General features: G+C 55.6%; 18 protein-coding genes. 11 read left to right on the forward strand and 7 right to left on the reverse strand.

Features of this window, described 5'->3' with window-relative positions:
* Positions 1-5: 5 nt before the first annotated feature.
* The 4 genes from OYT1_RS09735 to OYT1_RS09750 all read right to left on the reverse strand — a co-directional run bounded on the left by OYT1_RS09735 (position 6) and on the right by OYT1_RS09750 (position 7,337).
* Positions 6-2,735 (reverse strand): cellulose biosynthesis cyclic di-GMP-binding regulatory protein BcsB, encoded by a 2,730-nt coding sequence (locus OYT1_RS09735; protein WP_084611942.1) that lies wholly within the window; start codon positions 2,733-2,735, stop codon positions 6-8.
* A 35-nt stretch (positions 2,736-2,770) separates the two neighbouring features.
* Complete coding sequence (gene bcsA / locus OYT1_RS09740; protein ID WP_062626175.1) at positions 2,771-4,906, reverse strand: UDP-forming cellulose synthase catalytic subunit; 2,136 nt, start codon at positions 4,904-4,906, stop codon at positions 2,771-2,773.
* 327 nt (positions 4,907-5,233) lie between these two features.
* The gene (gene uvrC / locus OYT1_RS09745; protein WP_062626176.1) at positions 5,234-7,048 is read right to left on the reverse strand and encodes an excinuclease ABC subunit UvrC; all 1,815 of its coding nucleotides are present in this window, start codon (positions 7,046-7,048) and stop codon (positions 5,234-5,236) included.
* A gap of 46 nt (positions 7,049-7,094) precedes the next feature.
* On the reverse strand, positions 7,095-7,337 hold the full coding sequence (locus OYT1_RS09750; RefSeq protein WP_062626177.1) for a VF530 family protein: 243 nt from the start codon (positions 7,335-7,337) through the stop codon (positions 7,095-7,097).
* A 71-nt stretch (positions 7,338-7,408) separates the two neighbouring features.
* On the opposite strand from OYT1_RS09750, the gene OYT1_RS09755 reads away from it, so the two are divergent.
* The 3 genes from OYT1_RS09755 to OYT1_RS09765 are packed head-to-tail and all read left to right on the forward strand — an operon-like array spanning position 7,409 to position 9,513.
* Positions 7,409-8,110 carry an rRNA pseudouridine synthase gene (locus tag OYT1_RS09755; protein WP_062626178.1) on the forward strand — a complete coding sequence of 234 codons (702 nt, stop codon included), beginning with the start codon at positions 7,409-7,411 and terminating at the stop codon, positions 8,108-8,110.
* Entirely contained in the window at positions 8,110-8,979 is an 870-nt protein-coding gene (locus OYT1_RS09760; protein ID WP_062626179.1) for a PA4780 family RIO1-like protein kinase, read from the forward strand. Before OYT1_RS09755 ends, OYT1_RS09760 begins: the two co-directional genes overlap by 1 nt.
* Before the next feature lie 3 nt (positions 8,980-8,982).
* The gene (locus OYT1_RS09765; protein ID WP_062626180.1) at positions 8,983-9,513 is read left to right on the forward strand and encodes a YgjP-like metallopeptidase domain-containing protein; all 531 of its coding nucleotides are present in this window, start codon (positions 8,983-8,985) and stop codon (positions 9,511-9,513) included.
* An 87-nt stretch (positions 9,514-9,600) separates the two neighbouring features.
* Here OYT1_RS09765 and typA read toward each other — a convergent pair whose 3' ends face one another.
* Positions 9,601-11,430: a translational GTPase TypA gene (typA, locus tag OYT1_RS09770; RefSeq protein ID WP_062626181.1), complete on the reverse strand. Its 1,830-nt coding sequence runs from the start codon at positions 11,428-11,430 to the stop codon at positions 9,601-9,603.
* Positions 11,431-11,600: 170 nt separating this feature from the next.
* Between typA and OYT1_RS09775 the strand changes: the two genes are divergently transcribed.
* Together OYT1_RS09775 and OYT1_RS09780 are read left to right on the forward strand one after the other, a co-directional pair.
* Complete coding sequence (locus OYT1_RS09775) at positions 11,601-12,290, forward strand: Bax inhibitor-1/YccA family protein (RefSeq protein ID WP_062626182.1); 690 nt, start codon at positions 11,601-11,603, stop codon at positions 12,288-12,290.
* A gap of 68 nt (positions 12,291-12,358) precedes the next feature.
* Positions 12,359-12,703, forward strand: a complete 345-nt coding sequence (locus tag OYT1_RS09780; protein ID WP_062626183.1) for a HopJ type III effector protein — start codon at positions 12,359-12,361, stop codon at positions 12,701-12,703.
* 661 nt (positions 12,704-13,364) lie between these two features.
* Here the strand turns inward: OYT1_RS09780 and OYT1_RS09790 are convergent.
* Together OYT1_RS09790 and fliE are read right to left on the reverse strand one after the other, a co-directional pair.
* A complete protein-coding gene (locus OYT1_RS09790) occupies positions 13,365-13,829 on the reverse strand; it encodes a rhodanese-like domain-containing protein (protein WP_062626185.1) in 465 nt (154 codons plus the stop codon).
* Positions 13,830-13,841: 12 nt separating this feature from the next.
* Entirely contained in the window at positions 13,842-14,168 is a 327-nt protein-coding gene (gene fliE / locus OYT1_RS09795; RefSeq protein WP_062626186.1) for a flagellar hook-basal body complex protein FliE, read from the reverse strand.
* Between the two features lie 151 nt (positions 14,169-14,319).
* On the opposite strand from fliE, the gene fliF reads away from it, so the two are divergent.
* The 6 genes from fliF to OYT1_RS09825 are packed head-to-tail and all read left to right on the forward strand — an operon-like array spanning position 14,320 to position 20,602.
* Positions 14,320-16,017 (forward strand): flagellar basal-body MS-ring/collar protein FliF, encoded by a 1,698-nt coding sequence (fliF, locus tag OYT1_RS09800; RefSeq protein WP_062626187.1) that lies wholly within the window; start codon positions 14,320-14,322, stop codon positions 16,015-16,017.
* A complete protein-coding gene (gene fliG / locus OYT1_RS09805; protein ID WP_062626188.1) occupies positions 16,010-17,005 on the forward strand; it encodes a flagellar motor switch protein FliG in 996 nt (331 codons plus the stop codon). The genes fliF and fliG overlap by 8 nt, the downstream gene beginning before the upstream one ends.
* The gene (locus OYT1_RS09810; RefSeq protein ID WP_062626189.1) at positions 16,998-17,633 is read left to right on the forward strand and encodes a flagellar assembly protein FliH; all 636 of its coding nucleotides are present in this window, start codon (positions 16,998-17,000) and stop codon (positions 17,631-17,633) included. The genes fliG and OYT1_RS09810 overlap by 8 nt, the downstream gene beginning before the upstream one ends.
* Positions 17,618-19,027, forward strand: coding sequence for a flagellar protein export ATPase FliI (gene fliI / locus OYT1_RS09815; protein ID WP_062626190.1), 1,410 nt, complete (start codon positions 17,618-17,620; stop codon positions 19,025-19,027). Before OYT1_RS09810 ends, fliI begins: the two co-directional genes overlap by 16 nt.
* Before the next feature lie 10 nt (positions 19,028-19,037).
* Positions 19,038-19,496, forward strand: coding sequence for a flagellar export protein FliJ (fliJ, locus tag OYT1_RS09820; protein ID WP_062626191.1), 459 nt, complete (start codon positions 19,038-19,040; stop codon positions 19,494-19,496).
* Between the two features lie 2 nt (positions 19,497-19,498).
* The gene (locus OYT1_RS09825) at positions 19,499-20,602 is read left to right on the forward strand and encodes a flagellar hook-length control protein FliK (RefSeq protein WP_062626192.1); all 1,104 of its coding nucleotides are present in this window, start codon (positions 19,499-19,501) and stop codon (positions 20,600-20,602) included.
* Positions 20,603-20,684: the final 82 nt, after the last annotated feature.

The raw sequence follows: 20,684 nt of genomic DNA on the forward strand, positions 1-20,684 counted from the left end.
GCGACCTACTTTCCCAACCGATCTTCTGCCTTGCTCTTCAGGCGATTGAATAAAACCTCTGGAGCGAGCATTACTAGCAAGAAGATCAGCAAAAATGCGACCCAAGGATTATGCAATGCTAAACGCTGCATCCGCTCTTTAACGGACATGTAACCAATTGAATAGGTTGGGGCCAAACGATAAGATTTGACTGTTTCCTTTTGCACGTCCAACAGAGAGACATCACCAGAAAAGTTGTTCGCACGATCAAATGTAGCCAGTACCTGAGCAGCATTACGCAAATCCCCATCGCTGCCCGCCGTTATCAAAACCACGCTGCGTTTATTCTGTAATGGCGACTCAAAAGCAGCAACCAGTGCTGGTGTATGTAAACGATCCTTCAAATCTAGAGAGACATTCGCCCATGCACCCAGCCTATCGGAATAGCCCTTGCCATCCTCTGTGAACAGCTGCCAAGAGCCGAACAAGTTGACAGGCCACGGGAACGGCTGCAACGATCCGCGCGGATTCACCGTGATGCGATACTTCCAATCATCGAACAGCGGCTCTAAATGTGCCGTCGTTCCTACTAGCAGCACATCCCTATCGGCAAACTGATCAGCACTACGGAACGATGACACAGCCAAGCCAGTTGCAGGGTAGCCGGTTTTCTCACCAATATGACCAATCACTGTCATCAGACTACTGATTTCCTGTTCGCTGAACTGCTCAGGAACCAGCACAACAGTTCCAGAAAGATCCGCCTTGCTGCTGAATGGGTAGCCTGTATAGGCCATGTATGAAAGGTTAGGCAACTCCACGTACTGCGGCAAGGCAGACACGTCCAGCGATGAGGTCGGATCGACTCGAATCTCATCGTACACAATGCCATTGATAGCACACTGAGCCTCGCCAGTTTGTGTAAAGATAAAGTTAAAGGTCAGGTTATCTTTACCGGTCATTTTGGCGGCAGGAACAGAAAACACTGTTTGAATGGCCACCATACCTTGAGTTTCGGTTGTCTTAATTGAGATCGTATCGAACTTTTCACCATTCAGAACCGCTTCAATTTGGGTCAGCTTTCTTCCACCGTTTGATGCCTGTAGCTTCAAGGTAACCGGGATAGTCTGCTCTTCCGTACTAAACAAGTTGAATGGCAACCTTACATTAAGCTGTAAAGGCGATACGAACACGCCCTTACTCTTCAACTGGTCTGCTGGCAGTAAGTCGCCAATCAATACTTTCCTATTGGTCGGCAACCAATTCGGGGCATCGTTCAAAGCCCGTTGAGGGGTAATTTCGCGATTAAAGACAGTGGCTGTCGCACCTTCGAGCTTCAATTTTCCCAGCACGAGGGCATTCACCGCATCAACCAAATCCTTATCTGTTCTTCCCACGATCAGCAAAAGACGCGAGTTAACTGGATTAACAGGATTGTTAATCATCGATATCTGTGCAAACCCCTCCGTCACAGGGGGCAACTCGATCCCATCGATATGCTCGTCAGAGGTTGCGAGCACAATGGAGTCATACTGAGGTAGGGAGCCAAGTTTGGTGGAAAAATTCGTGCCGCGCCACGAAGCCAAATTCCCAAACCACGACGCCAGTACGCCTGCGGCTTTAATGGTGTTATTGCTAGGCTTGCCTGAGAAGACGAAAGGAATCCGAATCGGCTGGGTCTCGTGCTTATCAAAGAAGGGCATCGGGAACAAGGCTAGATCGTTCGTCAGAGGCAGAGAGAACGACTCAGCATCGATTTCACTGAAACGGTGATAGATACGCACCCATTTTTCGATTGAACGTGGATCGTCACACGCATCATCCTTCAAATGAGATGCTACGCGGAAGGATAGATGGTTCCATTCTGACAACAATGTAGGATCGACCTCGATGGTTCTAAACGATCCTGCTGCACCTTCAGGGTCAAGTGGGAACGCAGCAACTTCTTTTCCGTTCACCAACACCACCAACTTACTCGTCTGCGGATCCAACTTTGACGAGTAGTCGTACTTCAATTGCAAATGCAAGCTCTTGACGATATCCAATGTATGGAAAGAGAAGTCAATCGAGGACTCGGCCTCATCACCGAGCAACTTGATCGGTTTCGACAAACCCAAGCTTTTTAGGCTCAGAACCTCTTTGCGCACCGCTGGAGAAGTTGATGCGTTGGCCATTGCCACAGGAGTAACTACTTCCTTAGTTGCAATCGGGGTGGGCGATGACTTGGCGGACACCGCTGGAGCTGGAGCCAGTGGAGCCGCCACCTTTACGCTGGGCGGCGTTGCCACTTTAGCCGGAACAGAAGCTGTCTGTGGAACTGGCTCCTTAGCCACCTGGGGAGTAACAGGCTTTACCACCACCTTAGCTGGCGCGGGTGCAACTACTATCTTTTTCTCTTCTACGGGCGGAGGAACTGGTTTTTCAACCACCTTAACCGGAGCAGCAACTGGTTTTGGTTCAACTTTCACTGGCTCTTGCTTCACCGCCTTGACTGGCTGAGGCATCACCAAGGGAGCTGGCACCTGTTTTACTTTAGCGTCAGGAATCGAGCTGGATATAACTTTGGTTGCTGGCTGAGCCACCGGTTTACTTTTACCGACCACGGGGGCGGAAGGGCGCGTCACTGGCGAACTCTGCGCCACTCCGGCATCAGCCGATCCAACACCTTGTTCAGCAGCATCCGGAGCCGCAAAAGTGGCGCTCGCCTGTGTAAGGGCAAACAGGCACGCCAGAGACAGATGTAGTATTTTATTCATTCTATTCACTCTACTATGAGTAATACGCGCCTAACTCAACCCTTGTGAGCGGATGACAGCAACCGCTCAAAGCCAAGCTCACTGAACCGCAACAACTCACGGAACCCGTGTAGCGGGTGATCCAAATCGACATCTTCCAACCAATTCTCCCAAGCATTCGCCCTAGAGAAAGTCGTCGAAATCAGCTTACGTTCTGTATCAACCGGCATGCTGGTAAAGCGTAATCTAAGCGACTTCTCAACGACACCCGCCACCTCCACAGGAAAGGCATGTGCCATACCGTCGCGCTCCAAGGTCAGCGTAAGGGTATCCCCTCGTTTTAGCCCAACCGGCTCAGGCAAATCAACCGACACACCACCAATCGAAAAGTCCTGAGTAAAGCAACTGATCGTTTTCCCAGGCAGAACGATACCCGCAGGAATAGACGCTCTGACGCGGCTTGCATTGCGCACCTGCTTGGTTTCCAGTGCAACAGCAATAGTTGCTCCAATCATCACCAGATTGTAGAGCGCCCAACCCACGTTCATTGCCGCCGTGTCCCACTCATAGGTATTCCACCAGAACATACGCGCCAAACCAACGATCAGGCCGCACAGATCCAGAATGAACAGAATCACGTAAGGTATGGAAATCTTCCAGTCGAAATACTCCTCATCCACACGCCCACCCTTTGCAGTCACATTGAATGTGCCTAGCTTCGGGCTGACCAACGCGATCAAAGTCGGCCACATGATGTACCACGCCAGAGTGGTTTCATACACTTCGTTCCAGAACGAGTGGCGGTTCTGTTGTTGCATCCGTGAATTGGCGATGGACGACATGATCAAGTGCGGCAAAGCAAACACTGCGATCATCCCCGCCGGAGCATCAATAACGTGCACCTCCAAGAACAGATATGCCAACGGCGAGGTCATAAAGAAGAACCTCGGGAAACCATACAAGAAGTGCAAGATGGCATTGGCGTAACAGAGGCGCTGCATGAACGACAATCCGCGCTTGAAGAATGGATTGTCGATTCGGAAGATTTGCACCATCCCACGCGCCCAGCGCATCCGTTGCTTGATGTGAGCACTCAAGGACTCTGTAGCAAGGCCACCTGCCAGAGGGACATTCAAATAGGCTGAGTTATAGCCTCTTGCATGAAGATTAATTGAAGTATGAGCATCTTCAGTCACGGTATCGATAGCAATGCCACCGATCTCATCCAAAGCCGAGCGCTTCAGTACAGCACACGAACCACAGAAGTATGCGGAATTCCAAAGATCATTACCGTCCTGCACCAAACCATAGAACAATGCACCCTCATTAGGAATCTTGCGGAACGTTCCCAAATTACGCTCAAAGGGGTCAGCCGAGAAGAAATGGTGAGGAGTTTGAACCAAAGCAAGCTTGGGGTCGTTAAGGAAACCACCCATAGTCGACGTCAAGAATGAGCGTACAGGAATATGGTCACAATCGAAGATCACGACAAATTCGCCGGTAGCTTGCTTTAGCGCATTGTTGATATTGCCAGCCTTGGCATAGACATGATCTTCGCGAGCGATGTATCTAACCCCAGCCTCATTGGCAAAAGAGCGAAACTCCTCTCTATGCCCATCATCCAACAGGTAAATCTTAATCTTCTCCACCGGCCAATCCATGACCTGCGCCGCAAGCACCGAAGCCTTGACCACTTCCAACGGTTCGTTGTAAGTCGGAATCAGCACATCGACCGTAGGCCAAAGCGCCTTATTCTCAGGTAGCACTTCCGTTTTTCTACGCAGTGGCCAAATGGTTTGCAAGAACCCCAGCCCGAGCACTACCCACGCATAGGTCTCCGCAAGCAGCAAACCTATACTGAAGACCCCATCCAATAGCGTGGTTACATTGAGTGTTTCGGTTGCGCGCCAATACAAGTAGCGCGTTGACATGAGCACCGACACACCCACTAACAGCAAGGTGATGAAGGAGCCTGCATAACTACGAATGTAAAGTACGAAGACGAAGACCAGCAAACCAAAAATCAGCTGCTCGATACCATCCAGCGGCATAATCACCAGCCAACCAGCGACAACCAACCCGACCACGGTCACTAGCCAACGAATGGTGCGAAAGCGCCAGCCAGACCAATTCGTCAATAGCTCCAACAGTTTGTTGGGAACACCCCAGAGATAGCGACCTGTCCGTTCCATATTTATATTCCCTGATTTATCCTGCAGCCGAATTTCGACACATTGAGACTCTGCATTGCAATTAAGCCTTTGGATGCATTCTCTAGAGCTATCCCCCTAGTGTCAAGCACTAGATTGGACTATATCCTTTTACCTATATCCTTTTACGTGATTCAACCCGAACAAAGCTCAGAGCCAACCCTGCACCTTCTCACATAGAATTCCCTAGCAAGATGAACGAAACAAGATGACTAGACTCTATATAACGCATCTCATACAAATAGTTAGAATCACATCGGGAGTAAACTACAATATTAATAAAACAAGCTGACAGACTAGGGGATACAATCAAGCCATTAGCTGCTGGTGTATCTTTTTTGCCAAGGCCAGACTGATCCCTTCGACTTGGCTTAGATCTTCCACGCTCGCCAACTGCACCCCCCTTAGCCCACCGAAACGCGCCAACAGGTTACGACGGCGCTTCTCCCCCACTCCCTCGATCTCTTCCAACATCGATGTCGTGCGAATTTTCCCGCGCTTTGCTCGATGACCACTGATTGCAAAACGGTGCGCCTCGTCGCGTACTTGCTGAATCAAGTGTAGCGCTGAACTATCTGGCGACAAAGACAGCGCCTCATCTTCTCCAGGGCGTATCAATTGCTCCAGCCCAGCCTTGCGTTCGACGCCTTTGGCCACACCCACCAACTGGATCTCAGGCAAGCCCAGCTCGGCCATCACGTCCACCGCCATACCTAACTGTCCTACCCCACCGTCGATCAGGATGAGGTCAGGCCGTTTGCCTTCACCTGCCTGCAATTTTTGATAGCGCCGCGTCACCGCCTGACGCATCGCGGCGTAATCGTCGCCGGGCGTGATGCCGGTGATGTTGTAACGGCGATACTCGGCATTACGCATCGCAAGATTGTCATACACCACGCACGAGGCCACTGTCGCCTCGCCCATGGTGTGGCTGATGTCGAAACACTCGATGCGCGCCAGCTGTTCCAGCCCCAGCACCTCGCGCAACGCATCCACCCGCACCTGCTGACCAGCCTGCAAACCGGCCTGCTGCTGCAAGGCCAGCAGCGCATTCTGCTCCGCCATCTCCAACCATTGACGGCGCTCACCGTTGACCTGATGACGGATGGCGACCTTGTGGCCGGACTGCTCACCCAACAACTCTTCCAGCGCTTCCGCCGCCGCGGGTACATTGACCAGCACCAGCGGCGGCACGCTGCGCTCCAGATAATGCTGCGCCAGAAAGGCCTCCAGCACCTCGCCCGGCTCCTGCCCATCGGCGTTCTGCGGAAAGAAATGCTTGTCGCCCAGATGCCGCCCCCCGCGCACCATCGCCAGCGCCACGCACAGCGCGCCGTTCAGCGTCGCCACCGCCACGATGTCGGCATCGGTGCTGCCAGTGCTTTCCACGAACTGTTTTTGCTGCACGGTGCGCAGCGCCTGTAACTGGTCGCGCAACGCCGCCGCCTGCTCGAACGCCAACGCTTCCGCCGCCACCTCCATCGCCGTGCGCAGATGCGCTTCCACTTCGCCTTGCTTGCCCAGCAGCAACAGCGAGGCGTTGCGGATATCGGCGGCGTAATCGTCCTGAGAAATCAGATTTACGCACGGCCCGGTGCAGCGCTGGATCTGGTGCAGCAGACAAGGCCGAGTGCGGTTGTTGAACACGCTGTCCTCGCAGGTGCGGATGCGGAACACCTTCTGCAACAGCGCGATGCTCTCCTTGGCCGCATTGGCGTTGGGGTAAGGCCCGAAATACTGGTTATGCCGGGTCGGTGCACCGCGATAGTAGGCCAGTCGCGGATAAGCATGGCCGCTCAGCACAATGTAGGGGTAGCTCTTGTCGTCGCGAAACAGAATGTTGTAACGCGGCTTGAGCGACTTGATGAGGTTGTTCTCCAGCAGCAGCGCCTCCGCCTCCGAGCGCGTGATGGTCACCTCGATATTGGCGATGTGCGACACCATCAGCCGGATGCGCGGCGAGATGTTGGTCTTCTGGAAATAAGAACTGACGCGCTTCTTGAGCTGATTGGCCTTGCCGACGTAGAGCACCTGTCCATCGGCATCCAGCATGCGATACACGCCCGGAAGCAGCGGCAGGTGATCGAGAATCGGCTTGGGATCGAATGGCTTACTCGCGGTCATGGTTCAACTCCGCCGAAATCATCAAAAAGAATTGACACCGACGATCTCACGTCGCAGGCCAATAACGCGCCTCGCGCAAATACAACTGCTCCACCTTGGCTCGCGCCCACGGCGTTCTACGCAAAAACTTCAGACTGGATTTGATGCTGGGGTCGTGGGTAAAGCAACGGATCGGCACCTCAGCCGCCATCTCGTCCCAGCCCAATCGCTCGGACAATAGCGTGACGAGAGTTTCGAGCGTGATCCCGTCCAAAGTCGGAGGGCTCACTGATTTTGAGAGACTATTCATGCGCGCATTTTACAGAGGATGAGCAGACTTGAGCGTTTACAATGCGAGACTTATTTTTGGATGTCCCACTTATGACTGATTCTGTACGTCTCGCTAAACGTCTGGCCGAGATCGTGCCCTGCTCGCGCCGCGAAGCAGAGCTGTATATCGCGGGCGGCTGGGTGTCGGTGGATGGTCAGACAGTGGAGGAGCCGCAGTTCATGGTCGCTGAGCAGCGGGTGGAGCTGCACCCAGAAGCGACGCTCACTCCCGTCACTCCGGTGACGATGATGTTGAACCAAGTTGCCGAAGCCGACGCTCAGCACCCGCCGAGCGCCGACACTCGCATGGCAGATGACCACACCGGCGTTCATCTACTCAAGCAACACTTCGTCAAACTGACGCAATACCTGCCCTTGCAAGCAGGTGCGAGCGGATTGACAGTCCATACCCAAGACTGGAAAGTAGCGCGAAAACTCAGTGACGACGCAGCCACCATCGAGCAAGAGTATGTCGTCGAAGTCAAGGGCGAACTGATCGAAGACGGCCTGAAGCGGCTCAATCACGGCCTCAGCTTCAACGGCAAAGCACTGCCACCGATGAAAGTCAGTTGGCAGAGCGAGTCTCGGCTGCGTTTCGCCTTCAAAGGCGTGCAACCCGGCCAGATCGTCCACATGTGCCAGAGCGTCGGCCTACAGGTTCAGTCGATGAAGCGGCTGCGCATCGGGCGGCTGGCGATGGGCAAGATCCCGCCGGGGCAATGGCGCTATCTGGCCGGATACGAGCGTTTCTGATGAAGACTCCAAAACGCATCGCCCCTCTGGTCGAAGATGGCCTCGTCGATGAAGTGCTGCGCCAATTGATGAGCGGCAAAGAGGCCACGGTTTACGTAGTGCGCTGCGGCGAAGAAGTGCGTTGCGCAAAAGTCTATAAAGAGGCGAACAAGCGCGCCTTCCGCCAAAGTGTGGACTACACCGAAGGCCGCAAAGTGAAGAACAGCCGCCGTGCCCGCGCCATGGAAAAGGGCACGAATTACGGGCGCAAAGCGCAGGAAGAGGCGTGGCAGAGCGCCGAAGTGGACGCGCTGTATCGCCTCGCGGCGGCTGGAGTACGAGTTCCTAAGCCTTACACCTTCCACGAAGGCGTGCTACTGATGGAATTGGTCGCCGATGCGGACGGCAACGCCGCGCCACGCCTGAACGATCTGGCCTTCACCGCCGAAGTCGCGCTCGACTACCATCGCCAGCTCATCACCCAAGTGGTGCGAATGCTGTGCGCCGGGGTCGTGCATGGCGACTTGTCCGAATTCAATGTGCTGGTGGATGCTACAGGCCCCGTCATCATCGATCTGCCGCAAGCCATTGACGCCGCCGCCAACAACCATGCCAAGTCCATGCTGTTGCGCGACGTGGAGAACCTCGCCAACTATTTTGGCCAATACGCACCAGAACTACTCGCCACCGACTACGGCAACGAGATCTGGGCTCTGTTCGCACGGGGTGAACTCAGCACCGAAAGCACACTGACCGGCCACTTCACCCACGAAGAAAAGCCGGTCGATCTGAACAGCGTGATGCGCGAGATCAACGACACGCTCAAGGAAGAAGAAGCACGACAGCTAGCACGCGCGTTACGGGCGCAAGAGGAACGATTCCAGCCCTGAACGATGCGCCCCAGATCAACACCCAACTACCTCTTTGGCTACTCCACCGCGCTTATCGAGCAAGTCAGCCGCCTGATCGAACAGGACAGATTGGCACCGTGGCTGCTCGCCAAATATCCGCAAGCTCACGCCATACGCACCGATGCGGCGCTCTATGATTACGTCCATACGATCAAGAACCAGCACCTGCGCAATGCTGGCTCACTTAGCCGCGTCGCCTACGACCCCAAGTTACACATCATCAAGAACGCACTCGGGACGCACACCAATATCTCGCGGGTGCAAGGTGGCAAACTGAAAGCCAAGCAGGAGATTCGGATAGCCACACTGTTCCGCCAGATGCCGCCTGACTTCTTGCGCATGATCGTGGTGCATGAGCTCGCGCACATCAAGCAACGCAATCACGACAAAGCGTTCTACCAACTCTGCCAGCACATCGAACCGACGTATGCCCAACTGGAATTCGAACTGCGGGCGTACCTGACATATCTGGAACAAGGTGGTGCCGCGCTGTGGGTGACACAGCCAGCTTAGACCCGCATCACGCCGATTCGAAACACTACGTTACAAACAAAAAGCCCCGCCGAGAATCAGGCGGGGCTTTTTATTATCGCGTAACGCTTATTCCGAACGCAGGGCGCGCTTGCGGTCGTGCTCTTTCAGGTAACGCTTGCGGATGCGAATCGACTTGGGTGTCAGTTCGACCAGTTCGTCGTCGTCGATGAATTCCACGGCGGATTCCAGCGTCAGCTTGATCGGCGTTGTCAGGCGCACAGCTTCGTCGGTGCCGGAGGCGCGCACGTTGGTCAGCTTCTTGCCCTTGATCGGATTGACGATCAGATCATTGTCGCGGCTATGGATACCGATGACCATGCCTTCGTACAACTTGTCGCCGGGGGACACGAACATCCGGCCGCGATCTTCCAAGTTCCACAGCGCGTAAGCCACCGCATCGCCGTCCTCTTGCGAGATCAGCACGCCGTTGTGACGGCCTGGCAGATCAGCCTTGACCGGACCGTAGTCGTCGAACACGTGGCTCATCAGACCGGAACCGCGAGTCATGGTCATAAAGTCGGACTGAAAGCCGATCAGGCCACGTGCTGGGATGTGATATTCCAGACGAGTACGGCCATTGCCGTCGGATTCCATGTTGGTCAGTTCGCCGCGACGACGACCGATCTCTTCCATCACGCCACCTTGGTGTCCATCTTCCAAGTCGATGGTCAGGTTCTCGTACGGCTCGCACTTCTCGCCGTCGATCTCTTTGTACACCACGCGCGGCTTGGCCACCGCCATCTCAAAACCTTCGCGGCGCATGTTCTCTAGCAGGATGGTCAAGTGCAATTCGCCACGACCGGAAACACGGAACACGTCGGCATCGCCAGTGTCGTCCACTCGCAGCGCGACGTTGGTCAGCAATTCTTTGTTCAAACGATCACGAATCTGACGCGAAGTGACGAACTTGCCTTCAGTACCGGCCAACGGCGAACTGTTCACCATGAAGTCCATGGTCAGCGTCGGCTCATCCACCGTCAGCATCGGCAGACCGACAGGATTATCGCGATCACAGATCGTGACGCCAATGCCGATCTCGTCCAGACCAGAAATGATGATGATGTCGCCAGCTTCAGCGCCATCCACCAAGATACGATCTAAACCACGGAAGCCCATCACTTGGTTGATACGACCCGAGCCAACTTGCTGCTCATGGTTCATCACCACGACTTGTTGACCTGTCTTGATGCGGCCATTCAGCACGCGACCAATACCTAGGCGACCAGTAAAGGTCGAGTAATCCAGCGCAGCCAGTTGGAATTGCAGTGGAGCGTCAGGGCTGCCCGGTGGTGTTGGTACGTGTGCCAGCACGGTGTCGAACAGCGGATTCATGTTGTCGGCCGCGCCGCCGTTGGAAGGCGCATCCTTCAGGTCCAGACAAGCCCAACCGTTCAGGCCAGAAGCATAGATCACGGGGAAGTCGAGTTGTTCGTCGGTCGCATGCAGCTTGTCGAACAGATCGAAGGTCTGATCCAGCACCCAGTCAGGACGTGCGCCCGGACGGTCAACCTTATTGATCACGACGATAGGCTTCAAACCCAGCGCCAGTGCTTTCTTAGTCACGAAACGAGTCTGTGGCATCGGGCCTTCGACCGCATCCACCAGCAGCACCACGCCATCCACCATACCCAGCACGCGCTCGACCTCGCCGCCGAAGTCGGCGTGACCGGGGGTATCCACGATGTTGATGTGATACTCGCCGTAGGTGATCGCGGTGTTCTTCGCCAGAATGGTGATGCCACGCTCTTTTTCCAGATCGTTGCTGTCCATCACGCGCTCATCCACCTGCTGGTTGTCGCGGAATGTGCCTGACTGGCGCAGCAGTTGGTCAACCAAGGTGGTCTTACCATGGTCAACGTGGGCAATGATGGCAATGTTTCGAAGGAGGCGAGACATGATTAACTTTCTAGCTGAATACTTAGGGGCGCGCATTCTAGCACAGCCACCCCTATGATTATTGTGTCAAATCTGTTAATTCGCCTCATTATCCTGTGATGTTCACGCGGTTGAAACTTTCTCTCGCCTTCTGTAGTCTTAGCTCCGCTGTTTAACCACTCGGAGGCACCATGCACTACCAACCCATCACCGCAACGCAGACTGGCTCGTTTGTAGCCGACCAGAACAAGGTTCTGCGCAACACCTACATGATGCTGGCGCTGACCATGATCCCCACGGTCATCGGCGCGTTCATCGGCACCTCGATCAATTTCTCGTTCATGGCCGAACACCCGATCATGTCCACACTGCTGATGTTCGGCGCGATGATGGGCATGTTGTTCGCCGTCACCGCCCTGCGCAACAGCGCTTGGGGCATCGTCGCCCTGCTCGGCTTCACCTTCGTCGCCGGCCTGCTGCTCGGCCCCATCCTTCAAGTCGCCTTGCACTTCAAGAACGGCGCGCAACTGGTCGGCATGGCCGCAGGCGGCACCGGCATCATCTTCGGCAGCTTGGCCACCATCGCCACCGTGACCAAGAAGGATTTCAGCTTCATGGGCAAGTTCCTGTTCATCGGACTGATCCTGCTGCTGGTCGCCTCGCTGGCCAACGTGTTCCTGCACATCCCCGCCCTGTCGCTGACCATCTCCGCGATGGCCGTGCTGATCTTCTCCGCTTACATCTTGTACGACGTGAGCCAGATCGTGCGCGGCGGTGAGACCAACTACCTGATGGCAACCTTGGCGCTGTACATGGACATCTACAACCTGTTCATCAACCTACTGAGCCTGCTGATGGCCTTCACCGGCGAGCGCGACTAAGCTCTCACGCAATAGCAAAGGCGGCCGATGGCCGCCTTTTTCATTTCACGAAACCACTGGAGATAATCTTGGAACTGACCACTTTCCTGCAACGCCTGAACGACACCCCGGAAACCATCGCCTTCGCCGACACCCTCGCCGTCATCGAAGCACTGTATGACTTCACCCCAACCGAATTCCGCAACGGCGATCTACTCAACGAAGCCGGCAAGAACAACGGCTCCTGCAAGATCTTCTCCTTCGCCAAACTGCAAGGACTCACGCCAGCGCAAACCCTGCACTGCTTTGGCGACTACTACCGCAAAGACGTGCTCGAACACCCCGAAGCCACCGACCACCAGAACATCCGAAACTTCATGAACACTGGCTGGAAAGGTGTGGAGTTTATGGGCGAGACACTGAAGAAAAAGTAAACCGGGAAGCGATGAGTGATTTAGTAGCAACTTCCGCTTCCGACCCAAAGCAGACGTGATCGAGTACATAAAACGCAGGACACTCTCTGGGGTTAGGCTTCATGCGATTTCCTGTAGATGAAACATGCAGCCCACACTCCAACAAGTCCACCGGATCCCACGCTGACAAGCTGAAGATGCATCCATAGCGCATGCCCGATGCCGAGTAGCGAGAATATCAAGCCTGAGAGGCCCGTGAAAAGAAATGTCCCCGTACAAACCTTCAATAATCCAAGGGGAATCCAGGGATTGAGCCCCATACCAATGCAACGTACATCACTAGGTGGCGGCACCCATGTCATGAGATTTAATGTACCCAGCGAGACCCCGACCGCCATTAGTGGGAACGCAATTAAGACGTCTTCAATCGTACCTATTTCTTCAGGTGCATTGATTGATATCACCAGTCCCCAATTGATACAGATGAATAGCCATATAACACGCATATTTTATGGCCTACCTGAAATTGATGGCCGCAACGCTTGCGGCGAGCTTATCAGATTCATTATGTTCATAAGGTGAAGAAAGAGAAACGTCCGCTTATGGCACAAAGCAGTCATAACAAATTTCTTGTTCTAATGTCTGCGCTCTCGGGAGCAGCGGGTTGGCAAGCACCCACGGGCTATTTCGGTTTCCGCTGCTCCGCCCGCAATCGCGGAGCGAGTCTTTCGTCGCCGCTATCCGCATCCACCGCGTTGCCCTCGCTGTCTTGTAGTGGCTGTTCGTAGTCGTTCCAGCCGCGCACGCCGGTTTTCAGCGACACTACGTTGACGTAGCCCATGCGTTGCAAGGTGTCGGCGGCGAGTACTGAGCGTTTGCCGGAGCGGCAGATGACGACGATCTCTTGCTCGCGTCCGGCGGCCAACTCCGGTACGGTTTCGTCATAATCCCATTCGCAGGATTGTTCCAATATGCCACGCGGGACGTTGATGGAGTTGGGGATGTGCAGCGAGGCGAATTCCGAGGGTTCGCGCACGTCTAGCAGGATGGGGCGATCACCCGCCGCTAACATTCGGCTCAAATCCCACGGCATGATCTCGCGGACGCGCTGCAAGGCCTCCGCCACGATTCCATCGTATCCAACCATTTACGCGCTCACTTAGACTTGCATATTCATGATGTCATTGTAAGCGGCAACGACCTTGTTGCGCACTTGAACGGTCGTTTGAAACGCGACGCTGGCTTTTTGCATGGCGATCATGGTGTCGCTCAGGCTGACTTTGTCGTCGCCCAGCACAAATGCCTTCTGCATATCTTCGGAAACGTGCTGTCTGCTCGATACGCCATCCAGTTGTGCTTTGAGCGCGCTGGCGAAATTCACCTGCCCTGCGCCGCCGACACTTTGCGATGAGCCCACGCCGTTCTGCGACTGAGCCATGATGGTGCGCATCTGCGCCAGTAAATTATCCACACCTGAGACATTCATGATGCACCTCCATTTCTGATGGACGCACGATAGCAAGGACGATTCAATCGGCATTAAGCGAAAAGCCTGCGAATTCCACCGCTATTCCCATGAATGCAGTTGCGCTGTCTGAGGATAATGCGCAACAGGGAAATCAGGTTTGACTCACACCATGGCGGATACAGACAACAACACAGCAACGCCCGGCTCGCCACTCACACAGGCGCTAGGCAGACTCTCCGGCTCACAAAAGATCGGACTGATGGTCGCCATCGCGGCCATCATCGCCATCGTCGCCGGCTCGGTAATGTGGGGGCAAACACCGGAATATCGCGTGCTCTACAGCAATCTATCCGACCGTGACGGCGGTGCCATCATCGAATCGTTGCAACAGATGAATGTGCCATACAAGTTCACCGAAGGCGGCGGTGCGGTGCTGGTTCCCGCCAACATGGTGCATGAGGCTCGCCTGAAACTGGCCTCGCAAGGCTTGCCCAAGGGCGGCAATGTCGGCTTTGAGCTGATGGAAAACCAGAAGTTCGGCACTAGCCAATTCCTCGAACAAGTGAATTACCAGCGCGCGTTAGAAGGCGAACTTGCGCGCTCGGTGCAGACATTAGCCTCGGTGCAAAGCGCCCGCGTGCATCTGGCCATTCCCAAGCCCACCGTGTTCGTCAAAGATCAACAGAAGCCTAGCGCCTCGGTGATCCTTTCCTTGAATGCTGGTCGCGCGCTGGATGCGGGACAAGTCAGCGCGATCGTCCATCTGATTTCCAGCAGCGTGCCAGAGATGTCGGCCAAGAGCGTCACGCTGGTAGATCAGAACGGCACCCTGCTCTCGGCCATGCGCGAAAGCGGCACCGAAGTGCTGGATGCCAGTCAGCTCAAGTATCTGCGCCAGATCGAGCAGGATTACGTGAAGCGTATTCAGGACATCATCATCCCGCTGGTCGGCGCGAACAATGTACGCGCCCAAGTCACCGCCGATCTGGATTTCTCGCAGTCTGAACAGACCGCCGAGAGCTACGGCCCGAATCAGCCGCCGAATCAGGCCGCAGTACGCAGCCAACAATCCACCGAGTCGGTCAATACCAGCGGCGGCCCTTCCGGCGTGCCGGGTGCGCTATCCAATCAGCCGCCCGTGCCGGCTACGGCTCCCATCGTCAATCCAGCGAGTGCTGTGGCTGGGAATTCCGCCACCAATAATACGCACAAGGAAGCAACGACCAACTTCGAGGTTGATCGCACGATACGCCACACCAAGCTGCCCGTCGGCGCGATCAAGCGCATCTCGGTGGCCGTGGTCGTCAACCATCGTACGGTGACCGACAAGAAGGGCAATCCTTCCACTCAACCGTTAAGCGACGAAGAGAAAGCGCAGATCACCGCCTTGGTGAAAGAAGCGATGGGCTATGACGCGAAGCGCGGCGACAGCTTGGAAGTCATCAACAGTGCCTTCAACGACGACAAAGAGGTCTTGCCTGATGTGCCGTTCTGGAAGCAACCCGGCATGCTGGACTTGGCGAAAGAGTTGCTGAAATATCTGCTGATCGCCGGTGTGATGCTGGCACTGATCTTCATGGTGATCCGACCTGCCTTCAAGAATCTTGCGCCTCCTCCTCCGCCCGAGCCTGCTGAGGGTGATGAAGAAGGTGAAGGCGGCACAGGTGAAGGCAACGCTGGCGAAGAGGGCCAAGGCGGTCATGGTGGGCATGGAGCCACTGGCGGTGAAGGTGGTTCCGGCGAAGCAGGATTCAGTCGCGGCACACCGTCCTATGAAAACCAGATTCAAGCAGTCAAACAACTCGCACAACAAGACCCGAAGATTGTAGCTACCGTGGTCAAGGAATGGGTGAACGGCAATGAGTAACGATGGAGCAACCAAGAGCGCCATCCTGCTAATGACGATGGGCGAAACCGAGGCCGCCGAGGTGCTGAAATTCCTCGGCCCCAAGGAAGTGCAAAAGATCAGCGCCGAGATGGTCAATCTGAAGAATCTGACGCACGAGCAGATCGCTGCCGTGTACGAAGAGTTCATGACTATCGCAGCGACCAAGACCACCATCGGCATGGACTCCAACGACTATATCCGCAGCATGTTAGTCAAGGCATTGGGCGATGAGAAGGCCGCCGGCATTCTGGATCGCATCATGCAAAACAGCGATACCGCCGGCATTGAAAGCCTGAAGTGGATGGATGCTCCGTCCATCGTCGAGCTAATCGGCAACGAGCATCCGCAGATCATCGCCACGATTCTGGTCCACCTAGAGCCCGATCAGGCCTCCTCGGTACTCGCGCTACTGACCGAGCGAACTCGCGGCGATGTGATGCTGCGTATCGCCACCCTAGATGGCGTGCAACCGGCCGCACTGCGCGAATTGAACGATGTGTTGTCTAAGCTGATGACCACCGGCGGCGCGGGCAAGAAGAGCATCAAGGGTGGCGTTCGCACCGCCGCAGAGATCCTCAATTACCTGGGTGCCACGCTGGAAGGACAGGTGCTCGACACCGTGCGCGGTCACGACCCCGACTTGGCGCAAAAGATCCAAGACGAAATGTTCGTGTTCGAGAATCTGCTGGAAGTGGACGATCGCGGCATCCAGCTCATCCTGCGCGAAGTGCAGTCCGAGACCCTGATTGTTGCACTCAAGGGCGCCAGCGAAGAGATGCGCACCAAGATCTTCAAGAATATGTCCTCTCGCGCCGCCGAGATGATGAAGGAAGACCTAGAATCCAAGGGGCCGGTCAAACTCAGCGAAGTGGAAGCCAACCAGAAGGAAATCCTCAAGATCGTACGACGCCTGTCCGAGGAAGGTCAGATCGCACTAGGCGGCAAGGGAGACGAGGCTTATGTCTAATGAGCGCCTCACTGCTTGGCAACGCTGGGAACTGCCATCGTTCGACGTGCCCAAACCGGTGGTCGAACCTGACTCGGTTCCCGTCGTCCTGCCCACAGCCTCAGAGCTAGAGGATATCCATCAGCAATCGCGCAATGAAGGCTATCAAGCCGGACATGCCGAGGGCTATCAGGCCGGACATGCGGAAGGTCTGCAACGCGCGGCCGAAGATGCCGAGAAGTTGGGCAATTTGATGACTACGCTCGAAATCTCGCTGCGCGAGGCCGATCAGGCTCTGGCACAAGAAGTGCTCGACCTCGCATTGGAAGTGGCTCGTCAGATGCTGCATCAAGCACTTACCGTGCAGCCCGAATTGATCCTCGGCGTGATCCGTGAGGCGATCAACACCCTTCCCCATTTCGGCCAAACAGCCCATTTAGTGCTCTGCCCAGCCGATGCAGAACTGGTGCGCACCCAAATGGGCGACCAACTCTCACATCTGGGCTGGAAGATCACTGAAGACACCCGCATTGAGCGCGGCAGTTGCCGCGTAGATACCGCCCAGAGCCAGATCGACGCCGGACTGGATACTCGCTGGCGGCGCATCGTCTCTTCTTTGGGGAGTGACTCGACATGGCTGGAAACGTAAGTCCTCATACCCGTCACTGGCTCAATTGCCTGCAAGACAGCCGCGAGGTGGTAACGCAGTGCAAGCCATTACAGCTCAGTGGCCGCTTGACCAAAGTCACCGGCATGGTGATGGAAGCCGTCGGCTTGCGGATGCCGGTAGGAAGCACCTGCGCTATCGAGCTGCCCAGCAACCGCATCGAAGCAGAGGTGGTTGGCTTCTCTGGCGACCGCTTGTTCCTGATGCCCGAGAACGATGTTCAAGGCTTGGTTCCTGGTGCGCGTGTCGTTCCCATCGAACCTTCGGCCATCATCACTTACGCGATCAAACGTCCCAAGCTTCGTCGTCGCGCCTCCGACCTCGCCCGCCACTTACCCGTGGGTAAGATGCTGTTGGGGCGAGTGGTCGATGGCGCGGGTCGTCCACTCGATTCACTCGGTCCACTGCTCGAAGAGGAAAGTGCCGCACTGCAAAGCCGCCCGATCAATCCGCTGGATCGGGCGCCGATCAAGGATGCTCTGGATGTCGGTGTACGCGCCATCAACAGCCTGCTCACTGTCGGTCGCGGCCAACGGATGGGTTTATTCGCTGGTTCAGGCGTAGGTAAAAGCGTGTTGCTCGGCATGATGGCGCGCTATACCAGCGCCGACGTGATCGTGGTCGGGCTGATCGGTGAACGCGGTCGCGAAGTCAAAGAGTTCATCACCGACATTCTGGGCAAGGAAGGTCTTAAGCGCTCGGTGGTCGTCGCTGCCCCTGCCGACACCAGCCCGCTGTTACGGATGCAAGGGGCGGCCTACGCCACCACCATCGCCGAGTATTTTCGAGACAAGGGTAAGAATGTATTGCTCATCATGGACTCGCTCACCCGTTACGCAATGGCTCAGCGTGAGATCGCCTTAGCCATCGGCGAGCCTCCCGCAACCAAAGGCTATCCACCCTCAGTGTTCGCCAAACTGCCGATGCTGGTGGAGCGCGCAGGCAACGGCGTGGAGGGTGGCGGCTCGATCACGGCGTTCTATACCGTGCTGACCGAAGGCGACGACCAGCAGGATCCGATCGCTGATAGTGCCCGCGCCATTCTCGACGGTCACGTCGTACTGTCTCGCCGTCTGGCCGAAGAAGGCCATTACCCGGCTATCGACATCGAAGCTTCGATCAGCCGCGCCATGAGCCACTTGGTCAGCCCCGAACATTTTGGCCAAGTGCAGCGCTTCAAGCAGATGTATGCGCATTATCAGCGCAACCATGATCTGATCAGCGTCGGCGCTTACGTCAACGGCAGCGACCCCTTGTTGGATCGCGCCATCGTGTTGCATCCACGCATGGAATCGTTCCTCAAGCAGGGCATGTTCGAGAGCGATCCTTTGGCGCACAGCATGGATCAATTCTCGTCACTCTTGGTTGAAGACTAGGTAACACAGTATGACTAAGCCCTTCACATTGCAACCGTTGGTCAATCTGGCACAACAGCGTAACGAGGCCGCCACCAAGCGGCTCGGCCAGCTCAATCAGCAGCAACAAACGGCGCAAGATAAGCTGGATGCGCTGCTGCTGTATCGCAAGGATTATCAGACCAAGTTTCAAGAGGCTGTAAAGAACGGTATCGAGCCAGCTGAGTTACGCAATTTTCAAGAATTCATCTATCGTTTGGACGAAGCCATCACGCAGCAGCGCCAAGTCACTAGCTACGCCGAGCGCTCAGTACAACACGGACGTGAGGATCTGATGAATGCTCAGGTCAAGATGAAGTCGTTCGACACGTTGGCTCAACGCCATATCGAAGAGGGCAAGCGACTTGAAGCAAAACTTGAACAGAAAGTGCAAGACGAGCATGCTGGCCGTCAGGCCGCTTATCAAAAACCGCACCCAGAAGGGGAATAGCCATGAACGCCGTCCTAGTTTCAGCACCCGCCGCGCAATCACACAAACCGTCCACACGCCCGAACGAGGAGAGCAAGAGCTCGCAACCGTTCGGCGCGGTTCTCTCTGGTCAAATTGCACATCAAGCAAACAAGGAAAGCAGCAAACCGAGCCATACCGATAAGCACGTGGCGCATAAGGAAAAGACCGAATCCAAAGCGAGCGACACCCAAGCGCCTGTCCCTGAAGGTGTGACCACCTTACCCGCAGATATGCTGGCGCAGCTCATCAAACAAGGTAAAGCGACTACCAATTCCGCTAGCGAAAGCGCAACAGCCAGCGGCGAGGCCATGACTGGCATCGCCGAGCAACTTGCCAGTGCCCAAGCAGGAGTCCGCAAAGAAACCAAAGGCACGACTGCTCCCGATTTCGCCGTGAGCGCCACCGAAGTCGGCGAGTCATCAACTATCGCGAAGCAACCTTTCATCGACGACTCTGCCCAGCTGACGGCACGAAAAGACACCGCAGCTGACGCTGGCATCCGCTTCGGCGCTGCACTCGACACAGCCAAGACGGCCATGCCTCTCGAACGTCCATTGCCTGAAATCAGCGCCCCCAACACCCCAGCAGTCACTTCCCAACCCGCCATGCTGAATCTCGCTCAGCAAACAATGGCAGCAGCCCCCACTCAGTTAGCTGTCACTACGCCAGTCGGCCGCAAAGACTGGGGGGATGACTTTGGCCAGAAAATCACTTGGCTGGCGACCAACAATCAGCAAACTGCAGAACTGCACCTGAATCCGCCGCAGTTGGGGCCATTAGATGTCGTCATCAGCGTCAGCGGCGATCAAGCGACCGCCTTCTTCTCCTCGCCACACGCTGCCGTGCGTGATGCCGTGGAGCAGGCCATGCCTAAACTTCGTGAAATGATGGCCGATAACGGCATCACGCTGGGAAACGCCTCGGTGAACGATCAGGCGCGCGACTCGGCGCAGGATGCTTACCAACGCAGCGGAAATGGTCGCACTGACAGCATTTCGGATAACATGGCGACCGGTGCGCAACAGCCAGTGGCTCTTGCCACACCGGTACGTCGTCACAATGGTCTGCTGGACACGTTTGCCTGACTGGGAATAAGCGGGAAATCGTCGCGTTAATCAGATGATCCACCGCGACACACTTTACGATAATGAGAACCATCTAATAGGA

This window comes from Ferriphaselus amnicola, from assembly GCF_000974685.2.
GTDB lineage: Bacteria > Pseudomonadota > Gammaproteobacteria > Burkholderiales > Gallionellaceae > Ferriphaselus > Ferriphaselus amnicola.

Bases quoted from the DNA above. Each gene is read 5' to 3' on its own strand.
- OYT1_RS09735 (WP_084611942.1), bottom strand. From the start codon at position 2,735: ATGAATAAAATACTACATCTGTCTCTGGCGTGCCTGTTTGCCCTTACA.
- bcsA (WP_062626175.1), bottom strand. From the start codon at position 4,906: ATGGAACGGACAGGTCGCTATCTCTGGGGTGTTCCCAACAAACTGTTG.
- uvrC (WP_062626176.1), bottom strand. From the start codon at position 7,048: ATGACCGCGAGTAAGCCATTCGATCCCAAGCCGATTCTCGATCACCTG.
- OYT1_RS09750 (WP_062626177.1), bottom strand. From the start codon at position 7,337: ATGAATAGTCTCTCAAAATCAGTGAGCCCTCCGACTTTGGACGGGATC.
- OYT1_RS09755 (WP_062626178.1), top strand. From the start codon at position 7,409: ATGACTGATTCTGTACGTCTCGCTAAACGTCTGGCCGAGATCGTGCCC.
- OYT1_RS09760 (WP_062626179.1), top strand. From the start codon at position 8,110: ATGAAGACTCCAAAACGCATCGCCCCTCTGGTCGAAGATGGCCTCGTC.
- OYT1_RS09765 (WP_062626180.1), top strand. From the start codon at position 8,983: ATGCGCCCCAGATCAACACCCAACTACCTCTTTGGCTACTCCACCGCG.
- typA (WP_062626181.1), bottom strand. From the start codon at position 11,430: ATGTCTCGCCTCCTTCGAAACATTGCCATCATTGCCCACGTTGACCAT.
- OYT1_RS09775 (WP_062626182.1), top strand. From the start codon at position 11,601: ATGCACTACCAACCCATCACCGCAACGCAGACTGGCTCGTTTGTAGCC.
- OYT1_RS09790 (WP_062626185.1), bottom strand. From the start codon at position 13,829: ATGGTTGGATACGATGGAATCGTGGCGGAGGCCTTGCAGCGCGTCCGC.
- fliE (WP_062626186.1), bottom strand. From the start codon at position 14,168: ATGAATGTCTCAGGTGTGGATAATTTACTGGCGCAGATGCGCACCATC.
- fliF (WP_062626187.1), top strand. From the start codon at position 14,320: ATGGCGGATACAGACAACAACACAGCAACGCCCGGCTCGCCACTCACA.
- fliG (WP_062626188.1), top strand. From the start codon at position 16,010: ATGAGTAACGATGGAGCAACCAAGAGCGCCATCCTGCTAATGACGATG.
- OYT1_RS09810 (WP_062626189.1), top strand. From the start codon at position 16,998: ATGTCTAATGAGCGCCTCACTGCTTGGCAACGCTGGGAACTGCCATCG.
- fliI (WP_062626190.1), top strand. From the start codon at position 17,618: ATGGCTGGAAACGTAAGTCCTCATACCCGTCACTGGCTCAATTGCCTG.
- fliJ (WP_062626191.1), top strand. From the start codon at position 19,038: ATGACTAAGCCCTTCACATTGCAACCGTTGGTCAATCTGGCACAACAG.
- OYT1_RS09825 (WP_062626192.1), top strand. From the start codon at position 19,499: ATGAACGCCGTCCTAGTTTCAGCACCCGCCGCGCAATCACACAAACCG.